The following is a 21598-nucleotide window of genomic DNA, read 5'->3' on the forward strand; positions in this document are numbered from 1 at the left end:
GTCCCCCAGCGCCAGGGCCCGCTCCAGGTTCACCCCGTCCCCCGGCTTCACGGCGCCGAGCGTCGTCCGCCGCAGCGTCTCCGGCGCGGCCTGCACGCGGAAGCTGTCGCCCGTGCGCTCCACCACCGTGAGGCAGGCGCCGTTGACGGCAATCGACTCGCCCAGCTCGAAGGCCGCCGCGCCCAGCGAGGTGTGAATCCACAGGTCGGTCATCCCACCGGGGATGACGCGCTCCACCCTGCCGAGGTCCTGAATGAGGCCGGTAAACATGGGGCCGCTTATAACGGACCCGCCCCGCCCGCGCCCACGGCCGCTCGTGTCCTACAGCAGCGCCTGGAGCAGGATGTCGTCACCGTGGCGTTCGAAGGTGAGGTCCTTCACCGCCAGGGCCTGGGCCATCTCCTTCACGCCCAGGTCGCCGGCCCAGGACAGGCCCGGGCTGCCAATCAGCTTGGGCGCCAGGAACAGCGACAGCGAGTCCGCCAGGTGCCCGCGCAGGAAGGAGCCGTACATCTCCGCGCCCCCCTCCACCATGACGTGGTTGTGGCCCCCCTTCGCCAGCCGCCGCAGCAGGGCCTTGAGGTCCACCTGCCCCGCCTTCTGGCGCAGCTGCCAGACGTCCACGCCCTGGGCCAGGAAGCGCCGCGCCTTGCGACCCTCCGGGTCCTCCAGCGTGGCCACCACGGTGCGCGCCGGGCTGCGCTGCGTGAAGACGGTGTAGCCCGGGGACAGGCGCAGGTGGCTGTCCACCACCACGCGCAGCGGGTCCTTCCCGCCGCCGCCGGGCAGCCGCGTGGTCAGCTTCGGGTCGTCCTTCCGGACGGTGTTGGCGCCCACCAGGATGACGTCCACCGAGTCCCGCAGCCGGTGGACCCAGGCGCGCGCCGGCGCCCCCGTCACCCAGCGCGAGTCACCGGTGGCGGTGGCCAGCTTTCCGTCCAGCGTCACCGCCGCCTTGAGCGTCACCCAGGGCAGGCCGGTGCGAATCATCTTGAAGAAGGGCCGGTTGAGGCGGTCCGCCTCCTCCTCGAGCACGCCCGTGAGGACCTTCAGGCCGGCGCGCCGCATCCGCGTCACGCCCTTGCCGCTCACCTTCGGGTTGGGGTCCGCTGACGCGCAGATGACGCGCCGGACGCCCGCCTCGATGATGGCCATGCTGCACGGCGGGGTGCGCCCGTAGTGGTCGCACGGCTCCAGCGTGGTGTAGAGGTCCGCGCCCTTCGCGCGCGCGCCGGCGGCCTCCAGCGCCACGACCTCCGCGTGCGCGGTGCCCGCCTTCTTGTGGTAGCCGCGGGCGATGATGCGCCCGCCCTTCACCAGCACCGCGCCCACGACGGGGTTGGGGCTGGTGCGGCCCAGGCCCTTGGCGGCTTCCTCCAGCGCGATGCGCATGAAGAACTCAGCCACCGCCCGGTCGAAGTCCGCCGCTCGCTTCGCCCGGGGCGCCCGTGTCGCTTCCAACCTTGCCCGTGTCAGCAGCCGCATGTGCTTTCTCTAACCGCCCTTGTCCACCGGTGCCGTGGGCGGCGCCTGGCGCTGCTCGAGCGCCTCGGCCTCGCGCAGGGCCTTCAGCTCGTCCATGAACTCCGCGATGTCGCGGAAGCTGCGGTACACGGACGCGAAGCGGACATAGGCCACCTCGTCCAGCTGCCGCAGCCGGCGCATGATCTCCTCACCGATGACGGACGAAGGCACTTCCTTCTCGCCCATGCCCTGCAGCTGCCGCTCGATGGCGACCACCGTCTCCTCGAGCTGGTCCGCGGACACGGGCCGCTTCTCACAGGCCTTCTTCAGCCCGTTGACGATCTTCTCCCGGTCGAACGCCTCGCGCCGCCCGTCCTTCTTCACGATGAGCGGGTAGAGCTCCTCCACCCGCTCATACGTGGTGAAGCGGCGCTTGCAGGCCAGGCACTCGCGGCGCCGCCGGATGACGGAGCCCTCGTGTGACTCGCGGGAGTCGATGACCTTGTTCTCGGCGTCCTGACAGAAGGGGCAGCGCATGGAAGGGGACGGCCCGCCAGTCTACTTCAACCGCGAGGCGTAGAGCGGGAAGCCCTGCGAGAGCTCCTTCACCTGCCCCTTGATGCGGGCCAGCGCGGCGTCGTCCCGCGCGGCGTCCAGCGCCTCGCCGATGAGCCGCCCCACCACCGCCATCTCCGCCTCGCGCATGCCGCGCGTGGTGATGGCCGGCGTGCCCACCCGGACGCCGGACGTGGTCATCGGCTTCTCCGGGTCGAACGGAATCATGTTCTTGTTCACGGTGATGCCGGCCTTGCCCAGCACCTCTTCGGCCACCTTGCCCGTGAGCTGCTTGGGGCGCAGGTCCACCAGCATCAGGTGGTTGTCCGTGCCGCCGGACGTCAGCCGCAGGCCCGCGCGCTGGAGCGCCTCCGCCAGCGCCTTCGCGTTGGCGACCGTCTGCTGCTGGTACGCCTTGAACTCCGGCGACAGGGCCTCCTTGAAGGCCACCGCCTTGCCAGCGATGACGTGCATCAGCGGGCCGCCCTGGATGCCGGGGAAGATCTGGCTGTTGATGCTCTTGGCGTATTGCTCGCGGCTCAGCACCAGGCCGCCGCGCGGGCCGCGCAGCGTCTTGTGCGTGGTGCTGGTGACGATGTCCGCCACCGGCACCGGCGAGGGGTGCACGCCCGCGGCCACCAGGCCGGCGATGTGCGCCATGTCCACCAGCATGGCCGCGCCCACCGCGTCGGCAATCTCGCGGAACTTCGCGAAGTCCAGCGTGCGCGGGTACGCGCTGGCGCCCACGACGAGGACCTTCGGCTTGTGCTCCCGGGCCAGCGACTCCACCTGCGCGAAGTCGATGGTCTCCGTGTCACGCGTCAGGCCGTAGTGGACGACCTTGTAGAGCTTGCCGGAGAAGTTGAACGTGGCGCCGTGCGTGAGGTGACCGCCGGAGTTGAGGTCCAGCGACAGCATGGTGTCGCCCGGCTTCATCAGCGCCATGAAGGCGCCCATGTTGGCCTGACTGCCGGAGTGCGCCTGCACGTTGACCGCGTCCGCGCCGAACAAGTCCCGGGCGCGGGCGATGGCCAGCCCCTCCGCGACGTCCACCACCTCGCAGCCGCCGTAGTAGCGCTTGCCGGGGTAGCCCTCCGCGTACTTGTTGGTGAGCACCGAGCCCACCGCCTCCATCACCGCCGGAGAGACGAAGTTCTCCGAAGCGATGAGCTCCAGCCCCTCCTCCTGGCGCTGGGTCTCCTCGCGGAGGACGCGGGCAATCTCCGGGTCCACTTCGGCCAGCGTACGGATGTTCTCCATGGCGGATTCCCTCGAACGACGGGTACGGCGGGGCCGTTAGCCCTGGGACTCGGCCTCGCGAATCATCTGGACGCGCCGCTCGTGGCGGCCGCCTTCGAAAGCAGTGCTGAGGAACGCCTCCAGGATGGCGCGGCCCACGCCGGCCCCCACCACGCGCTGGCCCAGGCACAGCACGTTGGCGTCATTGTGGGCCCGGGCCATCCGGGCCTCGAACTCCGTGGTGCACAGGGCCGCCCGGATGCCCTGGTGCTTGTTGGCGACGATGCTCATGCCAATGCCGGTGCCACACACCAGCACGCCCAGGGTGGCCTGCCCGGACGCCACGGCGCGGGACACCCGCGCGGCGAAGTCCGGATAGTCCACCGAGTCCCGCGTGACGGGACCCACGTCTTCGTGGGCCACGCCCCGCGCGGTGAGCGCCGACACCAGCTCCTGCCGGAGCTCCAGGCCCGCGTGGTCTGAAGCGAGGATGACTTTCACGCGGGGTTCTCCTGGGACGGCTAGAAGCGCTTGAACACCAGCACGGCGTTGGTGCCGCCGAAGCCAAACGAGTTGCTCATCACCGCGTCCACCCGGGCCTCACGCGCCTGGTTGGGCACGTAGTCCAGGTCGCAGTCCGGGTCGGGCGACGTCTGGTTGATGGTGGGCGGCAGGAGGTTGCGCGTCAGCGCCAGCGCGCTGACCACGGCCTCGAAGCCCCCCGCCGCGCCGAGCATGTGGCCCGTCATCGACTTGGTCGACGACACGGCCACCTTGCGCGCGTGGTCACCGAAGACCGCTTTGATGGCCTTCGTCTCATTCGCGTCGTTGAACGGCGTCGAGGTGCCGTGGGCGTTGATGTAGCCCACGTCCTCCGGGTTCATCCCCGCGGACTGGAGCGCCAGCAGCATGCAGCGCGCCGCGCCCTCGCCTTCCGGCGCCGGCTGGGTGACGTGGTACGCGTCCGAGTTGGCGCCGTACCCCACCACCTCCGCCAGGATGTTGGCGCCGCGCTTCTTCGCGGCCTCCATCTCCTCCAGCACCAGGATGCCCGCGCCCTCGCCCATGACGAAGCCGTCACGCTCCTTGTCGAAGGGACGGCTGGCCCCGGCCGGATCATCATTGCGCGTGGACAGCGCCTTCATCACCGAGAAGCCACCCAGCCCCAGCGGGGTGATGGCCGCCTCGGCGCCGCCGGCGATGACCGCGTCCGTCTCACCCAGGCGGATGGACTTCCAGGCCTCGCCAATGGCGTGGGCGCTGGTGGCGCACGCGGACACTGGAGCCCAGTTCGGCCCCTTGCAGTTGTACCGCATGGAGATGAGGCCCGGCGCCATGTTGATGATCATCTGGATGATGAAGAAGGGCGACAACCGGTCGAACCCCTTCTCCAGCCCCTTGCGGTGCTGCTCTTCCAGGGAGGAGATGCCGCCGATGCCCGAGCCGACGATGACGCCGACCTTCTCGGGAATGTAGCCGTGCGGCTTGTCTGGACCGACGGGCAGCCCTGACTCCTCCACCGCCATCTGCGCGGCGGCGAGCGAGAACTGCGCATAGAGGTCCATCCGGCGCACTTCGCGCTTCTCGATGAACTTCTCGGGCTCGAAGTCCTTCACCTCGCCCGCGATGCGCGTGTCGATCTTCCCAACGTCAAAGCGCGTGACCTGGGCAATACCCGACGTGCCGGCGATCAACGCCTGCCAGTTCTTCTCGGTTCCGGTTCCCAGAGCCGAAACGAGCCCGGTTCCGGTGACGACGACTCGACGTTGTGACACGGTCCTCTCCGGTGGCGCCTGGGACACCGGGGACGCCGCGCATCACGCGGCGTCGCCCCGCACCCCGGCACGCCGTGGTGCTACCTACTTCTTGTGGGTGTTGATGTAGTTGGTGGCGTCGGCGACGGTCTTGATGTTCTCCGCCTCTTCGTCGGGAATCTCGACCTCGAACTCCTCTTCCATCGCCATGACGAGCTCCACGATGTCGAGGCTGTCCGCGCCCAGGTCCTCGATGAAGGAGGACTCCGGCTTGATCTCATCCTCTCCGACACCGAGCTGGTCGGCGATGATGGACTTGACCTTGGCCTCAATGGTTGACGTCGACATAAGTGTAGAACCCTCCAGGAACCAGATGTGGCCCGGCTGGCTTCCCGGACCATGTCGAAAGCGGGCGCGGTATATCCCACGCCCGGCGGCAATCCAACCGTGGGTTACATGTACATGCCGCCGTTGACCTTCAGGACCTCGCCGGTGATGTAGGACGCGGCGTCCCCGGCCAGGAAGACGACGGCGCCGGCGACCTCCTCCGGGTTCCCCAGCCGCCCCAGGGGAATGCCCTCCAGCATCTTCTGGCGCATCTCGTCATTGATCTGATGCGTCATGTCCGTCCCGATGAAGCCGGGGGACACGGCGTTGACGCGGATGTTCCGGCTGGACAGCTCGCGGGCCACGGACTTCGTCAGGCCAATGAGCCCCGCCTTGGACGCCGAGTAGGCCGCCTGACCGCCGTTGCCCATCTCCCCCACCACGGAGGTGATGTTGATGATGGCGCCGCCCTTCTGCTTCATCATGGGCCGGCTGACGGCGCGGATGAGCGAGAAGGCGCCCTTGAGGTTGGTGTCCAGCTGCTTGTCCCAGTCATCGTCCTTCACCCGCATCACCAGGCCGTCCACCGCGACGCCCGCGTTGTTGACGAGCACGTCCAGCCGGCCGTGGCCCTTGACGATGCCGTCCACGGCGCTGGCGCAGGCGGCGCTGTCGGACACGTCGAAGCGAATGGCCTCCGCCTTGGCGCCCTCCGCCTGGAGCAGGGCCACCGTCTCCTGGGCCGCCGCTTCATTGCCCGCGTAGCTGATGACCACGGTGGAGGCCCCCGCCTTGGCGAAGGCCACCGCGCACGCCCGGCCGATGCCGCGCGAGCCCCCCGTCACGAGCACGACCTTGTCCTTGAAGCCGCTCATGGTGCCACCCCCAGCGCCGCGAGCGCCTTGTCCAGGCTCGCGGAGTCCTCGACGTTGAACAGCTCGATGTCCTTGGTGATGCGCTTGACCAGCCCCACCAGCACCTTGCCCGGCCCCAGCTCGATGATGCGGGTGACGCCTTCGGCCTTCAGCGCCTCCACGCACTCAATCCAGCGCACCGGCGAGCTCACCTGCTCCAGGAGCAGCGGCACCACCCGCGACGCGTCCGCGTTGGGACGGGCCTCCACGTTGGTCACCACCGGCACGGACGGCGCGGACACCGGGATGCGGCCCAGCACCTCCGCCAGCCGGGGCTGCACCGGCGACATCAGCGCGCAGTGGAAGGGGGCGGACACCGGCAGGGGCATCACGCGCTTGGCGCCGGCCTCCTTGCACTTCACCCCGGCGCGCTCCACCGCCGCGGCGTCACCGGCGATGACGGTCTGCTCGGGCGAGTTGTAGTTCGCCGGCGACACCACCTGCCCCTCGGCCGCCGCGTCGCAGGCCGCCTTCACCTTCTCCGGAGCCAGGCCCAGCACGGCGGCCATGGCGCCCACGCCCGCGGGCACCGCGTCCTGCATGAAGGTGCCACGCGCGCGCACCGCCCGGGCCGCGTCGCCCAGGTCCATGGAACCCGCGGCCACCAGCGCCGAGTACTCGCCCAGCGAGTGCCCCGCCACGAAGGACGGCGCCGGCCCCCGCTTCGCGAACACCGCGTGCGCCGCCAGCGACACCGTGAGGATGGCCGGCTGGGTGTTGGCCGTGAGCTTCAAGGCCTCGTCCGGGCCCTCGAAGCAGCGGGTGGAGAGCTTCTCCCCCAGGGCGGCGTCGACCGCGTCGAACACGGCCCGGGCCTCGGGGAACTTCTCGTACAGGTCCTTGCCCATCCCCACGGCCTGGCTGCCCTGCCCGGGGAACACGAACGCGACCTTCGACATGCGGACTCTGCCTCCTCTTCAGCGGTCGGGGCCGCAGGCTCTAATCGGAAACGCTCGCGTCTGTCGCCCTTTTTCCCTTCGGGTGGGTCGGAAGCCACGCCCCCGCGCGCTCGATGCAACGCGTCAACTCCGCCTGCACGCCGCCCTCCGCCATGGCCAGCGCCGCGCCCAGCGCGTTGAAGAGGGCCCGGGGCGTGGAGCGCCCATGCGCGACGATGCCCACCCCCTGGATGCCCAGCAGGGGCGCCCCGCCGTATTCGGCGTAGTCCACCACCCGGCGCAGCCCGGCCAGCGCGGGCTGGAGCAGCATCGCCCCCACCTTCTCCGCCAGCCCTCCGCGCCGCTCGATGGCCTGACGCAGCAGGCCAATGACGCCCATGCCCACGCCCTCGGATGTCTTCAGGACGACGTTTCCGGTGAAGCCGTCCGTTACCACCACCTGCACCTCGCCGGAGAAGAGGTCCTTGCCCTCCACGTAACCCACGAAGTCCAGGTCGGAGCGCCGCAGCAGCTCGCTGGCCTCCCGGGTGAGCGGCGTCCCCTTGGAGGACTCCTCTCCATTGGAGAGCACGGCCACCCGGGGCCGGGCCACGCCCATGCGCGCGCGCACGTAGGCCTCTCCCATGACGGCGAACTGGGCCAGGTGCGACGGGCGGCAGTCCACGTTGGCGCCCGCGTCCAGCAGCAGGCAGCGGCCGCCGCCCTTGAGCGCGGGGAAGAGCGCGGCGATGGCCGGACGCTCCACGCCCGGCAGCCGCCCCAGCGAGAGCAGGCCCCCGGCCATGACGGCGCCGGAGTTGCCCGCCGAGACGAGCGCCTCCGCCCGGCCGTCCCGCACCAGCTCGAAGCCCACCCGGAGGGAGGAGTCCCGCTTGCGGCGGAAGGCGGCCGAGGCGTGCTCGTCCATCTCCACGACCTCCGAGGCGTGGTGGACCTGGAGGTTGGCCGGAGGCCTCAGCTTGCCCAGCAGGGGCCCCACCTTCGCCTCGTCCCCCACCAGGAGCACCTCATGGCCGGGGTGGGCCCGCGCGAAGAGCACCCCACCCTCCACGGGGGCGGCGGGCGCGTGATCGCCGCCCATGGCATCCAGCACCAGCCTCATCCCCACCCTCTCCTTGCCCGCCAGGCGTCCCGGCGGCTGTTGGTGTCGGTATCCCACCCGCCGGGGGGCGGGCGGCGCGCAGCACAGCAGGAACCCTCCAGGGGGGCAACGACTGGCTGACACGCCCCGGGGCAAGGCCAGAAGAATGGCACCCGCGCCATGGGCGTTGTCACCGGGCACCGTCCGGGATAGACGGTGCCCGGGAGATGACGGGCCCTCCCGCGTTGCCGCATTGACTCGGGGGCTTCGAGCCGCTAGGGTCCGCCGCCTTCCGAAGCCGGACATGGAGTACGGGAGCCTTCGTGCGACCGCCCCAGGCCGGTTTCGAGCAGAGAGAGTGTTGCGCACGGAGCCGGGGACCCCGGCACAGCGCGAAAGACTTTTGGACTCAACCGGTCCGGACCGGCGCGAACGCTCCGGGTCGGAGTCGAATATAGAGGTGAGCCGTGGGTGTCCCCAAGAAGCGTACTTCGAAGATGCGTCGTGACCGCCGTCGTGCGGCCAACAACAACCTGCGGAGCGCCGTGCAGGTGACCAAGTGCCCGAACTGCAAGGAGCCGGTGATGCCTCACCGCGCCTGCACGTCCTGTGGCCAGTACAAGGGCCGTGAAGTCGTGGCGCAGGCCGAGGCCTGACGCACGGACGAAGACAGCGCCCTTCCCGGGTGCTGTGAAACACGACGGGCCGCGTCTCCATCCCATGGAGGCCGCGGCCCTTGTCGTTCCGGGGCCCCCTCTCACGAGGCGGCCCCGCCGCTCCAGGCGCACTTCAGTTGCTGAGCTTGATGTTCTTCAGCGGCGCCAGCCGCGGGTCCACGGGCCGGGTGTCACAGGCGCAGGCGACGTCGTTGCGGTTCGCGCCGCACTGCGAGCACAGGCCCTTGCAGTCGTCCCGGCACACGGCGCTCATCGGCAGGGCCAGCAGGAGCTGCTCGCGGACGATGGGGTCCAGGTTGATGACCTTCCCGTCGAAGAGCTCCTGATCCGCGTCGTCCAGCCCGAAGGAGCCGCCAGACTCGCCCTGGCTGCGCTCCTTCTTCTCCATGGCCTTCTCGTCGTCATCCTTGAAGTCGTCGCCGCGGGCCAGCGACTCCGGCACCAGGTTGAGGGTGAATTCCACGGGGACCTTCGTGGCCACGTCGGCGAGGCAGCGCTTGCAGGGGCTGGTGACGTCCACCGTGAAGCGCCCCTCCAGCAGCACACCGCCGCTCAGCTTGCGCAGCGACGCCTTCAATGTCGCCGGGGCCGTGGCCCGGAATCCGGTATCCTCGCCGGAGGCCGCGCCTCCCAGCGTCTCACCGAGCAGCTCGAGATTGACGGGCTCCTCGAGCTTCAGCCCTGCGTCCTTGATTTGATCAACCTTTACGAGCATTTACGCTGCTTCCAGGCAAAAAGGGGCGCGCAACATAGAGGGCGGCCCCTCCAGCGTCAACACGCCCTCGTGCAACACCGCCACGAAGATGTCACCGCGCCGTCACCCCCGATGGGCCGGCCTTCGTGGATTCTCTCGATAACGTTTTGATAGGTTCGAATCGATGCACGGACACGGCTGGCGGTTGCGCGGGTGGGCCCTCCTCCTGGTGCTGGGCCTGGGCGCCCGACCGGGCTGGAGCCGGCCCCTCTTTCCTGAGCCTGTTCTCTCGCAGCTCGGCCCGGCCAGCCCGGCCATCACCGAGGCCCGCGAGCAGTTCGACCAGGGCGACTTCGAAGAGGCGCGGCGCACCCTCCTGAAAGGCCTGGACGCGCCGGACCTGACGGATGATCAGCTGGTGGAGATGTACCGCCTGCTGGGCCTGGCGGGCCTCTACCTGGGGGACGAGCCCCAGGCCCGCGACGCCTACGAGAAGCTGCTCCAGGCCCGGCCGGACTACGAGCTCCCCCGCAGCTCCCCGCCCAAGGTGCGCGCGCTCTACGCCCGCATCCGCGAGGACATCAAGAGCCGGCGCGTCCGCCCCGTCACCCTGGACGTGGACCCCATTCCGGATCCGCCGGGTGGCGAGCCCGTCGTCGTGGAGGCCGACATCCAGGACCTGGCGCTGGGCGCCCGCACGCGCCTCTTCTACCGGCGCGCCGGTGACGAGGCCTACAACTCGGTGGACTTCGCGCGCGAGCGAGGTCCCGACGGCCGCCCCCGCGAGCGCTACCGCGCGGTGCTGCCGGCCTACGAGGTGCCCACCGAGGCCGAGGCCTACGAGATGGAGTACTACATCGAGGTCGCGGACGCGGCGCAGCGCCGGCTCGCGGGCCGGGGGGATTCCTTCCAGCCGCTCATCTTCCAGGTGGCGCCCCAGGCCGCGCGCGCTGCCGCCGCCGACGCCGCGTCCTCCCGCCCCTGGTACAAGAGCCCCTGGCTCTGGGTGGGCGTGGGCGCGGTGGCCATTGGCGCCACCGCGGGCATCGTGGCGCTGACCTCCTCCGAGGAGCGAGGCCGCGTCCCCATCACCATCCGCGTGGAGCCCTCCGTCCCATGAGCCTGCGCCTCCTGTCCGCGCTGTTGCTGCTCGGCCTTTGCGCGTGTGGCCCCGACGCCGAGCCCTCGGGCCGCTTTCCGCTCGCCCTGACGCTGGAGCGCGCGGTGGCCAACGACGTCCAGGCCCTGCAGGTAGCCGTGGTGACGCGGGGCTCCAGCCGCAGCTGCACCGAGATTCAGCGCACGTGCCTGGGCACCCAGGTGCGGCGTGACGACCTGGTGGTGCTGAAGGACGCCCAGGGCCGCGAGGGCCGGGCCCTCCGCTTCCCGGTGGACCTGGCGACCCTCCAGTCGGGTGGAAGCCTGGAGCTGGCGGTGGACGTGCCGGTGGGCCGAGATTACGCGCTCGTCATCGAGGCCATCACCACGGGGACCCCGCCCGGCTTCCTGGGGAGCTCCTGCAACTACCTCCGAGAGGTCAACGCGGGCGACAACGCCCCGGTGATTGCCGCGCCCCTGACGCTGACCGGTGGAGATTGCAATCCGTCCATCGCGCCCTGAGCGCGGAGGGACTCAAGAGGACTTCATGTCGCGCATCCTGATTATCGAGGACGAGCAGGACCTGGCGGGCCTCGTCGACTACAACCTGCGGGCCGCGGGCTTCGAGACGGAGACGGCCAGCACCGGCGCGAGCGGGCTCGCCAAGGCGCGCGCGCATCCGCCGGACCTGGTGCTGCTGGACTTGATGCTGCCGGACGTGGCGGGCAGCGAGGTGCTGCGCATGCTCAAGGCGGACACCGAGCTGCGCAAGGCGTCCGTCATCATCGTCAGCGCGAAGGGCCAGGAGACCGACCGGGTGCAGGGCCTGGAGCTGGGCGCGGACGACTACGTGGTGAAGCCCTTCTCCGTCCGGGAGCTCCTCCTGCGCGTCAAGGCCGTGCTGCGCCGCGCGGACGCGGAGGACGGGCCCGCCGCGGTGCTCGCCTCCGGCGACATCAGCCTGGACACCACCCGCCACCAGGTGCGCGTGAAGGGTGAAGAGGTCCTCCTCACCGCGCTGGAGTTCCGCCTGCTGCGCACGCTGCTGGAGCGCTCGGACCGGGTGCAGACGCGCGAGGTGCTGCTGTCGGACGTCTGGGGCATCCAGGCGGAGATTCACACCCGCACCGTGGACACGCACATCAAGCGGCTGCGCGAGAAGCTGGGCCCCGCCGGAGACATCATCGAGACGGTGCGCGGCGTGGGCTACAAGCTCAGCCCCGCGTAAGGCCGCCCCGCCCATGCCCCTGCGCGCCACGCTCCTCCCGCTCCTGCTGCCCGCCGTCGTCGTCGCGACGCTCGTCGCCCTCCTCGACGGGCCGAAGGAGGTCGTCGCCGCGGCGCTCGTCGCGCTCGCCGGCTCCCTCATGTCCCTGGGCGTGAGCCGCGGAACGCTGCAGCGGCAGCTGGACCTGCTGGCCCGCCACACCCGGGACCGCGCCGAAGGCGGCCCGCCCACCTCGGCCCCCGTCGTCCCCGAGCGGCTGGACGAGGTGGCCGGGCTCGAGGGCGCCATCGACTCGCTGCACGCCCAGCTGTCCGCGCGAAACACGGTGCTCAACCAGGACGCGCGCACCCTCACCGCCGTGCTGGACGGCATGGCGGAGGGCATCTGGGTGACGGACGAAGAGGGCACGGTGGTGCGCCACAACGACGCCCTCCGGGCCATGCTGGACTCCACGAGCAACCCGCTCACTGGCCAGCGCCCCCTGGCCCTCATCCGGAACGAGGCGCTGCACGACGCCGTGATGCGCGCCTGCCGGGAGGGCGCGTCCAGCCACCTGGAGCTCACGCTGGACGGCCTCTTCCCGCGCACGCTCTCCATCCGGGTGACGCCGCTGGCCAAGGACTTGCCGGGCAGCGCCGCCGTCTTCCACGACGTCACCGAGCTGCGCCGGCTGGAGAAGGTGCGCAAGGACTTCGTGGCCAACGTGTCGCACGAGCTGCGCACGCCGATTACCGCCGTCCGCGGCTACGCGGAGACGCTCCAGGGCGGCGCCCTCAATGACCCCGTCATGGCGCCGAAGATGGTGGAAATCATCCACCGCCAGTCCGAACGCCTGTCCGAGCTGGTCGAGGACCTGCTGGAGCTGTCCCGCCTGGAGTCGCGCGAGGTGAGCCTGAAGCTCGCCCACGTCACCCTGGCCGACGCCGCCGCCCGCGCCGCCGACACCGTGCGCCCCAAGGCCGAGAGCAAGGGCCAGGTCGTTTCACTCCATGTCCCCCAAGGGCTCCTCGCGGTGGGAGACGCCCGGGCCGTGGAGCAGGTGCTGCTCAACCTGCTGGACAACGCGGTGAAGTACACGCCCGCGGGGGGCCAGGTGGAGGTTTACGGTGCGTGCGAGCAAGGCCGCTGTGTGGTGCGGGTGAAGGACACGGGGGTGGGCATCGAGCCCAAGCACCTGTCGCGCATCTTCGAGCGCTTCTACCGGGTGGACAAGGGCCGCAGCCGGGACATGGGCGGTACCGGCCTGGGGCTTTCCATCGTCAAGCACCTGCTGCAGGCCATGGATGGCGAGGTCAAGGTGGAGAGCCAACCCAACGAGGGGAGCACCTTCACCATTTTTCTGCCCCTGGCGGCTTCATCGAGCGCGGCGACAGGGTAGGATGGAAGCACCATGCGGGTCGCCATCCTCGCGGACATCCACGGCAATCTTCCTGCCTGCGAGGCCGTCCTCGAGGACATCGCGCGCTCTGTGGCGCCCGACTACATCGTCGCGGCCGGTGACCTGGCGCTGCGTGGCGCCCATCCCCGGGAGACGGTGGACCTGCTCTTCGACCGGTGTGACTCCATCCTGATGGGCAACACCGACTGCTACCTGGCGGGCAACTACCTGGGCGGCGCCTACCGGGAGAAGGACCACTGGAAGACGGAGCTGCTGCGCTGGACGCGGGACCAGCTGGGCGGCGCGCTGCTGGAGAAGCTGGGCGCCCTGCCCTTCTCCGTGCGCTACACGCCGCGCAAGGGCCAGGACCTCTTCGTCTGCCACGCCAACCCGCGCAACCTCGAGGAGTCGCTGGACCCCACGCTGGATGACGTCGCGGTGCGCCGCTTCTTCAGCCACCTGGACGCGGCGGCCTGCGCCTTCGGGCACCTGCACTTCCCCTACCGCCGCCGCGTGGGCCGCATGCTCATCGCGGACGTGGCCAGCGCGGGCATCCCCCGGGACGGAGACCTGCGCCCCGCCTACGGCGTCTTCACCTTCACGCCCAAGGGCTGGCGGGTGCAGATTCGCCGGGTGCGCTACCCGGTGCGCAAGGCCACCCAGGCCCTCACCGCGCGCCGCGTCCCCGGCGGGCCGCTGCTGGTCCACAAGCTGGTGGAGGCGCGCTACCGCCACCACAACGCGCTGCTGGAGGCCGCGCGGCGCCACTCCGGGCTGCCACCCCCGGGTCCGGTGCTCCGTCCGCCGCCGGGGGCCGCCTCGCGCGCCGCGGCCACGCCCATGGACAGTCGCCCCGCCCCGGAGGTCGACCCCGCCTCGTTGCCCACGGACATGGACGGCACCGTGACGGGCGCGGCGCCGCTGCCCCCGGACGCGCTCAACGATTTCGAAGGGTAGACGTTGTCGCCAGTCCGTTGCTTGCGCGAGGCCGCCGGGAGTGATTCACGGCGCTCACCATGTCTTCACGCGAGCTGCCGCTGTTGTTCATCCGCCACGCCGTCGCGGAGGACTCCCACGTCCTGGGCGATGAGGCGCGCGCCCTCACCCCGGAAGGCCGCGCCGCCTTCCGCCACCACGCACGCAAGCTGGCACGCCTCACGCCCCTGCGCGGCATCATCACCAGTCCGCTGGTGCGCGCCGTCCAGACGGCGGAGCTGCTCGCGGAGGCCTTCGGCGTGTCCGGCGTGGAGGTCCACCCCGCCCTGCTGCCCCAGCGCGGCGCGCACAAGCGCATCGTCGACCTGGGCCGCGAGCGCGGCGCGGGCTGGGCCCTGGTGGGCCACAACCCCTCGCTGGAGCGCGCGGCCATTCGCGCCCTGGAGCATGAGCTGCCGGACACGCTGCGCAAGGGCGCGGCGCTGGCGCTCCACCCCCTGAAGAACGGCGGCTTCACCCTCGCGTGGTGGGCCATGCAGGGCAAGCCCGTGAAGCGCCCCGGCGACCTGCGCTGACGCGCCTCAGTGCACCGCGCCCAGCAGGAAGGACAGGATGAGCATGGCCAGTACCGTGGCGGTGATGCCCACGTAGAGCCGGTCCTTCTGCTGGCGGAAGATGAGCAGCGACAGGGCCACCCGCATCACCGGCACGGCCATCATCACCAGCAGCCCCGCCATGACGAACGCCTGGCCCCGGGCGGCCAGCGCCCCCGCCACGACGTCCCCCAGCGTGTGCGGCACCGGGTGCGGCGAGGTGAGGCGCTGCAAGGCCTCGGATGAGACGAGGTAGTCCGGGTGGCGGAAGAACGTCACGACGGTGCCCAGCGTCACCAGCGCCAGGCTGGCGGCCACGCCGTACCGCAGCAAGTCACTGATGAGCAGCTCCGGCTGGAGCGGCGAGGCGTCCTCGCCGTCGTCCTGCACCGCCACGGTGGCGGCCTCGGGGCGTCGCGGCTCCGGCTTCGGGGCCTCGCTCATGGCGCCCACCCCTTGCGCAGCATCTCGAAGGCCACCCACAGCAGCACGCCCACGAAGAGCGCGCGCAGCCACGTGCTGTTCACCCGGGCCATCAGGTGGCGTGAGCCCAGCCAGGCGCCCAGCGTGACGCCCACGCACACCGGCCCCGCGATGAACGGGTCGATGTTGCCGCGCGCGAAGTACACGCCCGCGCTGGCCGCCGCCGTCACGCCAATCATGAAGTTGCTGGTGGCCGTGGACACCTTCAGCGGCAACCGCATGGCCAGGTCCATGGCCGGCACCTTGAGCGCGCCCGAGCCGATGCCCAGCATGCCGCTCACCGTGCCCGCCACGTACATCAGCCCCAGGCCCGCCAGCGGCCGCGTGACGCGGTAGGGCACCTCACGGCCCCGCGACTCGTCCCAATAGCTGCCGTGCAGCGCCAGCCGGTCCGCCAGCGCGTCCGCGGGCACCGGGGCCTCGTCGCGCGCCCGCATCCGCCGCAGCATCACCAGCGCCGACCCCGCCATGACGCAGCCAAAGACGAGGTACACGCCGCGCCCACCCACCAGCCCGGACATGAACGCGCCGCTGAGCGCGCCCGCCGTGGTCGCCAGCTCCAGGAACATGGCCACGCGGGTGTTGGCCATCCGGTCGCGGACGTAGGCCGCCGCCGCGCCGCTGGACGTGGCGATGACGGAGACGATGGACGCCCCCACCGCGTACTGGATGTCCACTTTCAGGAGCAGCGTGAGCACGGGAATCAGGATGAGCCCGCCGCCGATACCCAGCAGCGAGCCCAGCAGTCCCGCGCCCACGGAGAACCCCAGGACGACAATCATGAAGAGGAAGGGAGTCATTGAACCCGCGTCCCATCCTCTCCCCCTCCCCGGCCTTTGGCCACCAGGAGAATGGCTCGATTCGAGCCGCTCCCCTGGTCGCCTGCTTCCACCGGGCTACTGCGCGAGGGCCGCCGCCGCCGGGCGCGGCGCACCGTTGCCGCTGGCGAGCGCGCCGTGGTCGTGGGTGTCCGAGCCCAGCTCGCGCAGCAGGGCCTCACCCACCAGTTCGTCCATGGGGACGAAGCGGCCCAGCGCCGGGCGCCAGGCGTGGACCTGCGCCGTGCCAATGTCGAACCACCAGCCGTGCAGCCGCAGGGTGCCCGCGTCCAGCCGCGCCTTCACCCACGGATAGCTGGAGATGTGCTCCATCTGCAGCAGCACGTTGTTCTGGGACAGGCGGTCGTAGTCCGACCGGCCCTCACCCAGCTTCGGGTTCGCCGCCATCCGCTGGAGCGCGGCCTTGCCGTGCTCGAGCCAGCCGCTGAGGTTCGGGTTCTCCGGCCCCACGCCGCCAGCGAGGACGGCCTTCATCGCGCCGCAGCTCGAGTGGCCGCACACCACGATGTCCTCCACCGGCAGGTTGCGGAGTGAGAACTCCAGCGCGGCCGCCTCGGACTGGTCGCCCGTGGACTGCCCCTTGGAGTCCGACGGCGGCACCATGTTGCCGACGTTGCGGATCACGAACAGGTCACCCGGGTCCGTGGACACGAGCAGGTTGGGCACCACGCGGCTGTCCGCGCAGGCGATGAAGAGACAATCCGGCGTCTGCCCCTGCGCCAGCAGCTCGAACTTCTCCCGGTGTTTGGAACGGGCGTTGAGCTGAAAGTCCAACAGACCGCGGATGAGCTTCCTCACTGCGCACCTCCAGAGACAAGCGAGTTGTGATTGGGACCTTCGACGACCGCGGGGCTGCTCGACTTCAGCGTGCCCTTGCGGCTCCAGACGTCTTCGAGCGACTCGGTGAACACCGTGCCACCCGTCTTGCGATGCGTGTCGCACCAGCTCTCCAGGGCTTCGTGCCCGGAGTGGTCCAGCGTCTGCACGGCCAGGTCCAGCTCCACCTTGGAGCCCGAGGGAACCTTCGCCAGCGCAACGGACAGCCTGGGGACACCGACGAACGTCAGCGCGCCCGAGATTCGCACCAGGTAGGACGCGTCCGCCTGCGGGTGCACGTCCACCTTGACGCTGCCCAGGTGCCACAGCAGACGCAGCACCGCGAACGCCAGGCCCATGCCGATACCGGCCAGCAGGTTGACGCCCACCACGCCGGCCACCGTCACCAGGTACACGGCCAGCTCGCCGCGCTTCTGGAGCTCACGGATGTGGTGCACGTTCACCAGCTTCGCGCCGACGAAGACGAGCAGGCCCGCCAGCACCGTGAGGGGAACGAGCCCCGCCACCGAGCCGAGCAGCGTGATGAACAAGAGCAGCCACACGCCGTGCAGCGTGCCCGACAGGCGCGTCTTCGCGCCGGCGGCGATGTTGGTGGCGCTGCGGACGATGACGCCGGTGATGGGCAGGCCGCCCGCCAGACCCGAAACCGTGTTCGCCATGCCCTGAGCGAAGAGTTCCTTGTCCAGGTTCGCCCGAGGGCCCGTGTGCATCTTGTCCGTGGCCACCGCGCTCAGCAGCGACTCCGCGCTCGCGACCAGCGCCAGCGACAGCACCGCCGTCCCGAAAACGACCCAGTCGCCCTTGGGGAAGGTGGGCAGTTGGATGCTGGAGAAGACGTTCTCCGGCAGTTCCACCCGGGACACGTCCGCGCCCAGGAAGGTCGCCGCCCCGGTGGCGACCACCACGGCCACGAGCGGACCGGGGACCTTCTTCAGCTTCCCGGGAACGAACTGCCACGCCACCATCAGGCCGAGGGTCAGCAGGCCGAGCAGCGTCGCGGCGCCGTGGAGGTTCGCGATCTGCCCCGGCAGCTCACGCACATTCTGCCACGCGCTCGACTGGGGCGCGCCGCCCATCACGATATGGACCTGCCCCAGCACGATGACGATGCCGATGCCGGCCATCATCCCGTGGATGACGGCGGGAGAGATGGCCAGCGCGCCGCGCGCCACCTTCAGCCCACCGAGAATCATCTGCACCACGCCCGCGGCGGCCACCGCCGCGCACGTCATGGCCAGGCCCATCTGCTGGATGAAGCCAAACACCATCACCGCGAGGCCCGCCGCCGGACCGCTCACCAGGAGGGGCACGCCTCCGAACAACCCCACCACGATGCCGCCAATCACACCCGCGATGAGCCCGCTGACGATGGGCGCGCCCGAAGCCAGCGCGATACCCATGCACAACGGCAACGCCACCAGGAACACCACCAGGGAAGCAGGCAGGTCCGCGGCCAGCGTCTTCCAGGGAGAAGCAGCGCCCTCAGGACTCTTCGAAGTCGACATCACACCTCCACACAAGTCGCCGCGACTGCCGCGTGCGCTGGATCACGTGGAGGCCCTCCGCAAAGAGCGTGCCGTCCCCCTTCCGCCCGGCTCAGAGGGAACGCAATTCGATTGCGGCTGGGAATATGAAAGCGATTTTAAGTCCCGGATCCGGACTTAAAGATTCTTGAGGTCACCGACCTCAACAATCTTGAAGTGCCCCGCGCCTACTCCTCCTCGAGCCGGCGGAGGAAGGTGGGATAGGAGAGCCCCAGCACCCGGGCGGCCTCCATGCGGCGCCCTTCCAGGCGGGTGAGGACGTGCCGGACGTACAACCGCTCCACGTCCTGCAAGGGCCGCGGCGCACCGGGGACGACGAAGGCGTCGGGGTCCCCGGCGGGCGGACCGCTGGCGCCCTGGGGCTCCAGGGAGGCGAGCTCCAGCTCGGGTCCGGCCTCCAGCACCAGGGCCCGCTCGAGCACGTTGCGCAGCTCGCGGACGTTGCCGGGGAACGGATAGCCCTCCAGCCGGGCGCGCGCGGCGCTGGAGAAGCCCACGGGACGGCGCCCCAGCTCGGCGCACAGCTCCGCCACCAGGGACTGCGCCAGGGGCAGCAGGTCCTCGCGGCGCTCGCGCAGCGGCGGAATGTCCACCCGGAACACGCTCAGGCGGAAGTAGAGGTCCTCGCGGAAGCGGCCCTCGGCGACCTCCTTCGTCAGGTCGCGGTTGGTGGCCGTCACCACGCGCGCGCTGCTGCTCAGCTCGGCGGTGCCGCCCAGGCGGCGGAAGGCGCCCTTGTCCAGGAAGGTGAGCAGCTTCGCCTGCAGTTGCAGGGGCAGCTCGCCCACCTCGTCCAGGAAGAGCACGCCGCCCGCGGCCACCTCCACCAGGCCGCGGCGGGCGGTGCGCGCGTCGGTGAAGGCGCCGCGCTCATGGCCGAAGAGCTCGCTCTCCACCATGGTGGCGGGCAGCGCGGCGCAGTTGACGTGGACGAACGAGCCCTGCCCGCCCTGCAGCGCGTGCAGGTGGCGCGCGATGACCTCCTTGCCCACGCCCGTCTCGCCCAGCAGCAGCACCGGGCTGCGCGGCGCCTTGGCGATGCGCTCCAGCATCTGCAGCGCGGCGAGCATCTTCGGCGAGTGCGGACGCGACAGGCGCCGCCTTCCGCCCAGCTCGCTCTCCGCCTGACGCAGCCGCTCCTGGAGCTGCAGGTCCGCGGCGGCGCGGCGGGCGCGCAGCACCAGGTCATCCAGCTCCACCGGCTTGGACAGGTAGTCGCGCGCGCCCGCCTGGATGGCCTCCACCGCGCTGGCGATGTCGCCGTGCGCCGTCACCATCAGCACGGGGGTGTCCGGGAGCTGGGCGCGCAGCTCCGGCAGGAAGTCGATGCCGTCCCCGTCCGGCAGGCGCCGGTCCAACACCACCAGGTCCGGCGCCTCGCGGGACATGGCCGCGCGGGCGTCATGGAGTGAATGCGCCAACGTGACGCGGAAGCCCTCGTGGCGCAGCACGGAGGCCGCCAGCGAGGCGAAGGTCCGGTCGTCATCCACCAGCAGCAGATAGGTGCTCATCTGCCCACCTCCAACGGAAGGCGCAGCGTGAAGCGGCTCCCCAGCGGACTCCGGACATAGTTCAGGCTGCCACCGTGGGCTTCCACGGAGGCCCGCGCCATGGGCAACCCCAGCCCCACGCCCTTGGCCCGCCCGGTGGCGAAAGGTTCCCACAACCTGGGCTCGAGCCGCGGATCCACGCCGCCCGCATTGTCCTCCACCACGAGCACGGCGTCATGGTCGTCCCGCGTCAGACGCACGCTCACCCACGGTGCCAGCTGCATCCCCGTGTCCTTCGCCACCGCGCCCGCCTCCACCGCGTTGCGGAGCAGGTTGTCGATGGCGGACACCAGCAGCGCGGCATCCCCCTGGACCCACAGGGACTCCTCCAGGGACGTGGTCAGGGCCACGGCCTCTGACTCCGGCAGCAGCTTCACGCCCTGGAGCGCGTCCTGCACCAGCAGGTGCACCTCGCAGCTGCGGCGCAGCGCGGCACGAGGCGCCCCGAAGGACAGCAGCGAGCGCGCCAGGTGGCTCAGGCGCTCCACCTGCGAGCGCAGCGCGCCCACGGGCAGCTCGCTGCCCGCGGGGGTGTGCCGGAGCACGGACAGCGCGGCCTGGATGCCGTTGAGGGCATTCTTCACCTCATGCGCGATGAGCGAGGCCGCGGTCCCCAGCGCGGCCATGGTCTCCTGGCGTCGCAGCCGCTCCTCGGCCCCCAGCAGCGAACGGTAGGAGTGCCGCAGCAGGAGGATGAAGATGATGAGCGTGCTGCTCAGCAGGGCGATGTGGAACGCCAGCTGCCGCAGGAAGCGCGCCCGCAGGCCCGCGGTGGCCGTCTCCTCCTCCAGGACGACGAGCAGCAGGTCGCTCTTCCCCACCCACGCGCCCGCGCCCAGCATCTGCTTGCCATCCAGCGTCAGCGGACCCGGCATGTTCGCCAGCGCGCGCAGCCGCCCCGTGATGTCCCCGGCGCCCAGCTTGAGCCCCAGTGGCATCAACAGCTGACCGTGGTCATCCATCAGCACCAGCGACGTCTGGGCGGTGGGCCGCGTGGGCAGCGCGCTGGCGCGGAGCTCTCCCAGCAGCACGCCCTTGACGCGGCCCTCCTGGAGCATGGGGACGGCGACCACGATGGGCCCCCCCTCCCCTTCCAGCAGGTCGATTTCCGGCTGGCTCCCCTCCACCATCCGGCGAAACCAGGGCCGCAGCGTCAGCGGCGAGCGCCCCAGGGGCATGTCCGGAGGGTCGCTCCAGACGCGCTCGCCAGCGGGCGTCAGCAGGGCCACGCCTTCCGAGAAGAGGGACGAATGAGAGAAGGCGCTCTCCAGCAGGGCCAGCTCCGCCGGGGAGATGCCGTTCTCGGGGTACAGCGCGGGGTGCCCGGCCACGCGGGCCAGCTCCGCCTCCAGCAGCCCCAGGTGGACGCCCAGCGCCTCCGACTGCACCTGCGCCTGGTTGAGCAGCCGGCTCAGCAGCTCCTCGCGCGCGTTGCGCACGTCCTCCACGTAGCCCAGCACGGGGCTCGTCAGCGCCACCAGCCCCACCAGCCCCAGGCCGACGAGCGC

23 protein-coding genes and 1 pseudogene are annotated in these 21598 nt (G+C 70.8%); 7 read left to right on the forward strand and 17 right to left on the reverse strand.

Features of this window, described 5'->3' with window-relative positions; all coding sequences use genetic code 11:
* The 10 genes and pseudogenes from G4D87_RS12190 to plsX all read right to left on the reverse strand — a co-directional run.
* A pseudogene (locus tag G4D87_RS12190) lies at nt 1-270 on the reverse strand (riboflavin synthase); the annotation flags it as partial.
* A 51-nt stretch (nt 271-321) separates the two neighbouring features.
* A complete protein-coding gene (gene ribD / locus G4D87_RS12195; protein WP_163782122.1) occupies nt 322-1485 on the reverse strand; it encodes a bifunctional diaminohydroxyphosphoribosylaminopyrimidine deaminase/5-amino-6-(5-phosphoribosylamino)uracil reductase RibD in 1164 nt (387 codons plus the stop codon).
* 9 nt (nt 1486-1494) lie between these two features.
* Nucleotides 1495-2001, reverse strand: coding sequence for a transcriptional regulator NrdR (gene nrdR / locus G4D87_RS12200; protein WP_163782124.1), 507 nt, complete (start codon nt 1999-2001; stop codon nt 1495-1497).
* A gap of 21 nt (nt 2002-2022) precedes the next feature.
* Nucleotides 2023-3279, reverse strand: a complete 1257-nt coding sequence (glyA, locus tag G4D87_RS12205) for a serine hydroxymethyltransferase (protein ID WP_163782126.1) — start codon at nt 3277-3279, stop codon at nt 2023-2025.
* Between the two features lie 36 nt (nt 3280-3315).
* Entirely contained in the window at nt 3316-3759 is a 444-nt protein-coding gene (gene rpiB, locus G4D87_RS12210) for a ribose 5-phosphate isomerase B (protein ID WP_163782128.1), read from the reverse strand.
* 20 nt (nt 3760-3779) lie between these two features.
* Nucleotides 3780-5033 (reverse strand): beta-ketoacyl-ACP synthase II, encoded by a 1254-nt coding sequence (gene fabF, locus G4D87_RS12215; RefSeq protein ID WP_163782129.1) that lies wholly within the window; start codon nt 5031-5033, stop codon nt 3780-3782.
* 84 nt (nt 5034-5117) lie between these two features.
* A complete protein-coding gene (gene acpP / locus G4D87_RS12220; RefSeq protein WP_090495523.1) occupies nt 5118-5360 on the reverse strand; it encodes an acyl carrier protein in 243 nt (80 codons plus the stop codon).
* Between the two features lie 104 nt (nt 5361-5464).
* Nucleotides 5465-6214, reverse strand: a complete 750-nt coding sequence (gene fabG / locus G4D87_RS12225; protein ID WP_163782131.1) for a 3-oxoacyl-[acyl-carrier-protein] reductase — start codon at nt 6212-6214, stop codon at nt 5465-5467.
* Nucleotides 6211-7152, reverse strand: a complete 942-nt coding sequence (gene fabD, locus G4D87_RS12230; protein ID WP_163782134.1) for an ACP S-malonyltransferase — start codon at nt 7150-7152, stop codon at nt 6211-6213. Before fabD ends, fabG begins: the two co-directional genes overlap by 4 nt.
* 40 nt (nt 7153-7192) lie before the next feature.
* Nucleotides 7193-8254, reverse strand: coding sequence for a phosphate acyltransferase PlsX (gene plsX, locus G4D87_RS12235; protein WP_163782135.1), 1062 nt, complete (start codon nt 8252-8254; stop codon nt 7193-7195).
* 446 nt (nt 8255-8700) lie between these two features.
* On the opposite strand from plsX, the gene rpmF reads away from it, so the two are divergent.
* Nucleotides 8701-8889: a 50S ribosomal protein L32 gene (gene rpmF, locus G4D87_RS12240; RefSeq protein WP_011554760.1), complete on the forward strand. Its 189-nt coding sequence runs from the start codon at nt 8701-8703 to the stop codon at nt 8887-8889.
* Between the two features lie 133 nt (nt 8890-9022).
* On the opposite strand, the gene G4D87_RS12245 is transcribed toward rpmF, so the two are convergent.
* Nucleotides 9023-9625: a YceD family protein gene (locus G4D87_RS12245; protein WP_163782138.1), complete on the reverse strand. Its 603-nt coding sequence runs from the start codon at nt 9623-9625 to the stop codon at nt 9023-9025.
* 163 nt (nt 9626-9788) lie between these two features.
* Between G4D87_RS12245 and G4D87_RS12250 the strand changes: the two genes are divergently transcribed.
* From G4D87_RS12250 to G4D87_RS12275, 6 genes are read left to right on the forward strand one after another with little or no spacing between them, the layout of a single operon-like run.
* Nucleotides 9789-10724 (forward strand): hypothetical protein, encoded by a 936-nt coding sequence (locus G4D87_RS12250; RefSeq protein WP_163782140.1) that lies wholly within the window; start codon nt 9789-9791, stop codon nt 10722-10724.
* The gene (locus G4D87_RS12255; RefSeq protein WP_163782142.1) at nt 10721-11224 is read left to right on the forward strand and encodes a hypothetical protein; all 504 of its coding nucleotides are present in this window, start codon (nt 10721-10723) and stop codon (nt 11222-11224) included. Before G4D87_RS12250 ends, G4D87_RS12255 begins: the two co-directional genes overlap by 4 nt.
* Before the next feature lie 25 nt (nt 11225-11249).
* Entirely contained in the window at nt 11250-11930 is a 681-nt protein-coding gene (locus tag G4D87_RS12260) for a response regulator (protein ID WP_163782144.1), read from the forward strand.
* Nucleotides 11931-11943: 13 nt separating this feature from the next.
* The gene (locus G4D87_RS12265; RefSeq protein ID WP_163782146.1) at nt 11944-13308 is read left to right on the forward strand and encodes a sensor histidine kinase; all 1365 of its coding nucleotides are present in this window, start codon (nt 11944-11946) and stop codon (nt 13306-13308) included.
* A 12-nt stretch (nt 13309-13320) separates the two neighbouring features.
* Nucleotides 13321-14265 (forward strand): metallophosphoesterase family protein, encoded by a 945-nt coding sequence (locus G4D87_RS12270; protein WP_163782148.1) that lies wholly within the window; start codon nt 13321-13323, stop codon nt 14263-14265.
* 59 nt (nt 14266-14324) lie between these two features.
* A complete protein-coding gene (locus G4D87_RS12275) occupies nt 14325-14819 on the forward strand; it encodes a SixA phosphatase family protein (RefSeq protein WP_163782150.1) in 495 nt (164 codons plus the stop codon).
* A 6-nt stretch (nt 14820-14825) separates the two neighbouring features.
* Here the strand turns inward: G4D87_RS12275 and G4D87_RS12280 are convergent, their stop codons facing one another.
* From G4D87_RS12280 to G4D87_RS12305, 6 genes are all read right to left on the reverse strand, one after another.
* Nucleotides 14826-15281, reverse strand: coding sequence for a DUF1634 domain-containing protein (locus G4D87_RS12280; RefSeq protein WP_205507554.1), 456 nt, complete (start codon nt 15279-15281; stop codon nt 14826-14828).
* The gene (locus tag G4D87_RS12285) at nt 15278-16120 is read right to left on the reverse strand and encodes a sulfite exporter TauE/SafE family protein (RefSeq protein WP_163782154.1); all 843 of its coding nucleotides are present in this window, start codon (nt 16118-16120) and stop codon (nt 15278-15280) included. Before G4D87_RS12285 ends, G4D87_RS12280 begins: the two co-directional genes overlap by 4 nt.
* 96 nt (nt 16121-16216) lie before the next feature.
* Nucleotides 16217-16957, reverse strand: coding sequence for a carbonic anhydrase (locus tag G4D87_RS12290; RefSeq protein WP_163782156.1), 741 nt, complete (start codon nt 16955-16957; stop codon nt 16217-16219).
* Nucleotides 16954-18501, reverse strand: coding sequence for a SulP family inorganic anion transporter (locus G4D87_RS12295; protein WP_163782158.1), 1548 nt, complete (start codon nt 18499-18501; stop codon nt 16954-16956). Before G4D87_RS12295 ends, G4D87_RS12290 begins: the two co-directional genes overlap by 4 nt.
* 206 nt (nt 18502-18707) lie before the next feature.
* Entirely contained in the window at nt 18708-20051 is a 1344-nt protein-coding gene (locus G4D87_RS12300; protein ID WP_163782160.1) for a sigma-54-dependent transcriptional regulator, read from the reverse strand.
* The coding region (locus G4D87_RS12305) for a sensor histidine kinase (protein ID WP_240358208.1) at nt 20048-21598 on the reverse strand (1551 nt) is incomplete at its 5' end. The genes G4D87_RS12300 and G4D87_RS12305, both read right to left, overlap by 4 nt.

The sequence above is a fragment of the Myxococcus vastator genome (genome assembly GCF_010894475.1).
In the GTDB taxonomy this organism is placed as follows: Bacteria; Myxococcota; Myxococcia; order Myxococcales; family Myxococcaceae; genus Myxococcus; species Myxococcus vastator.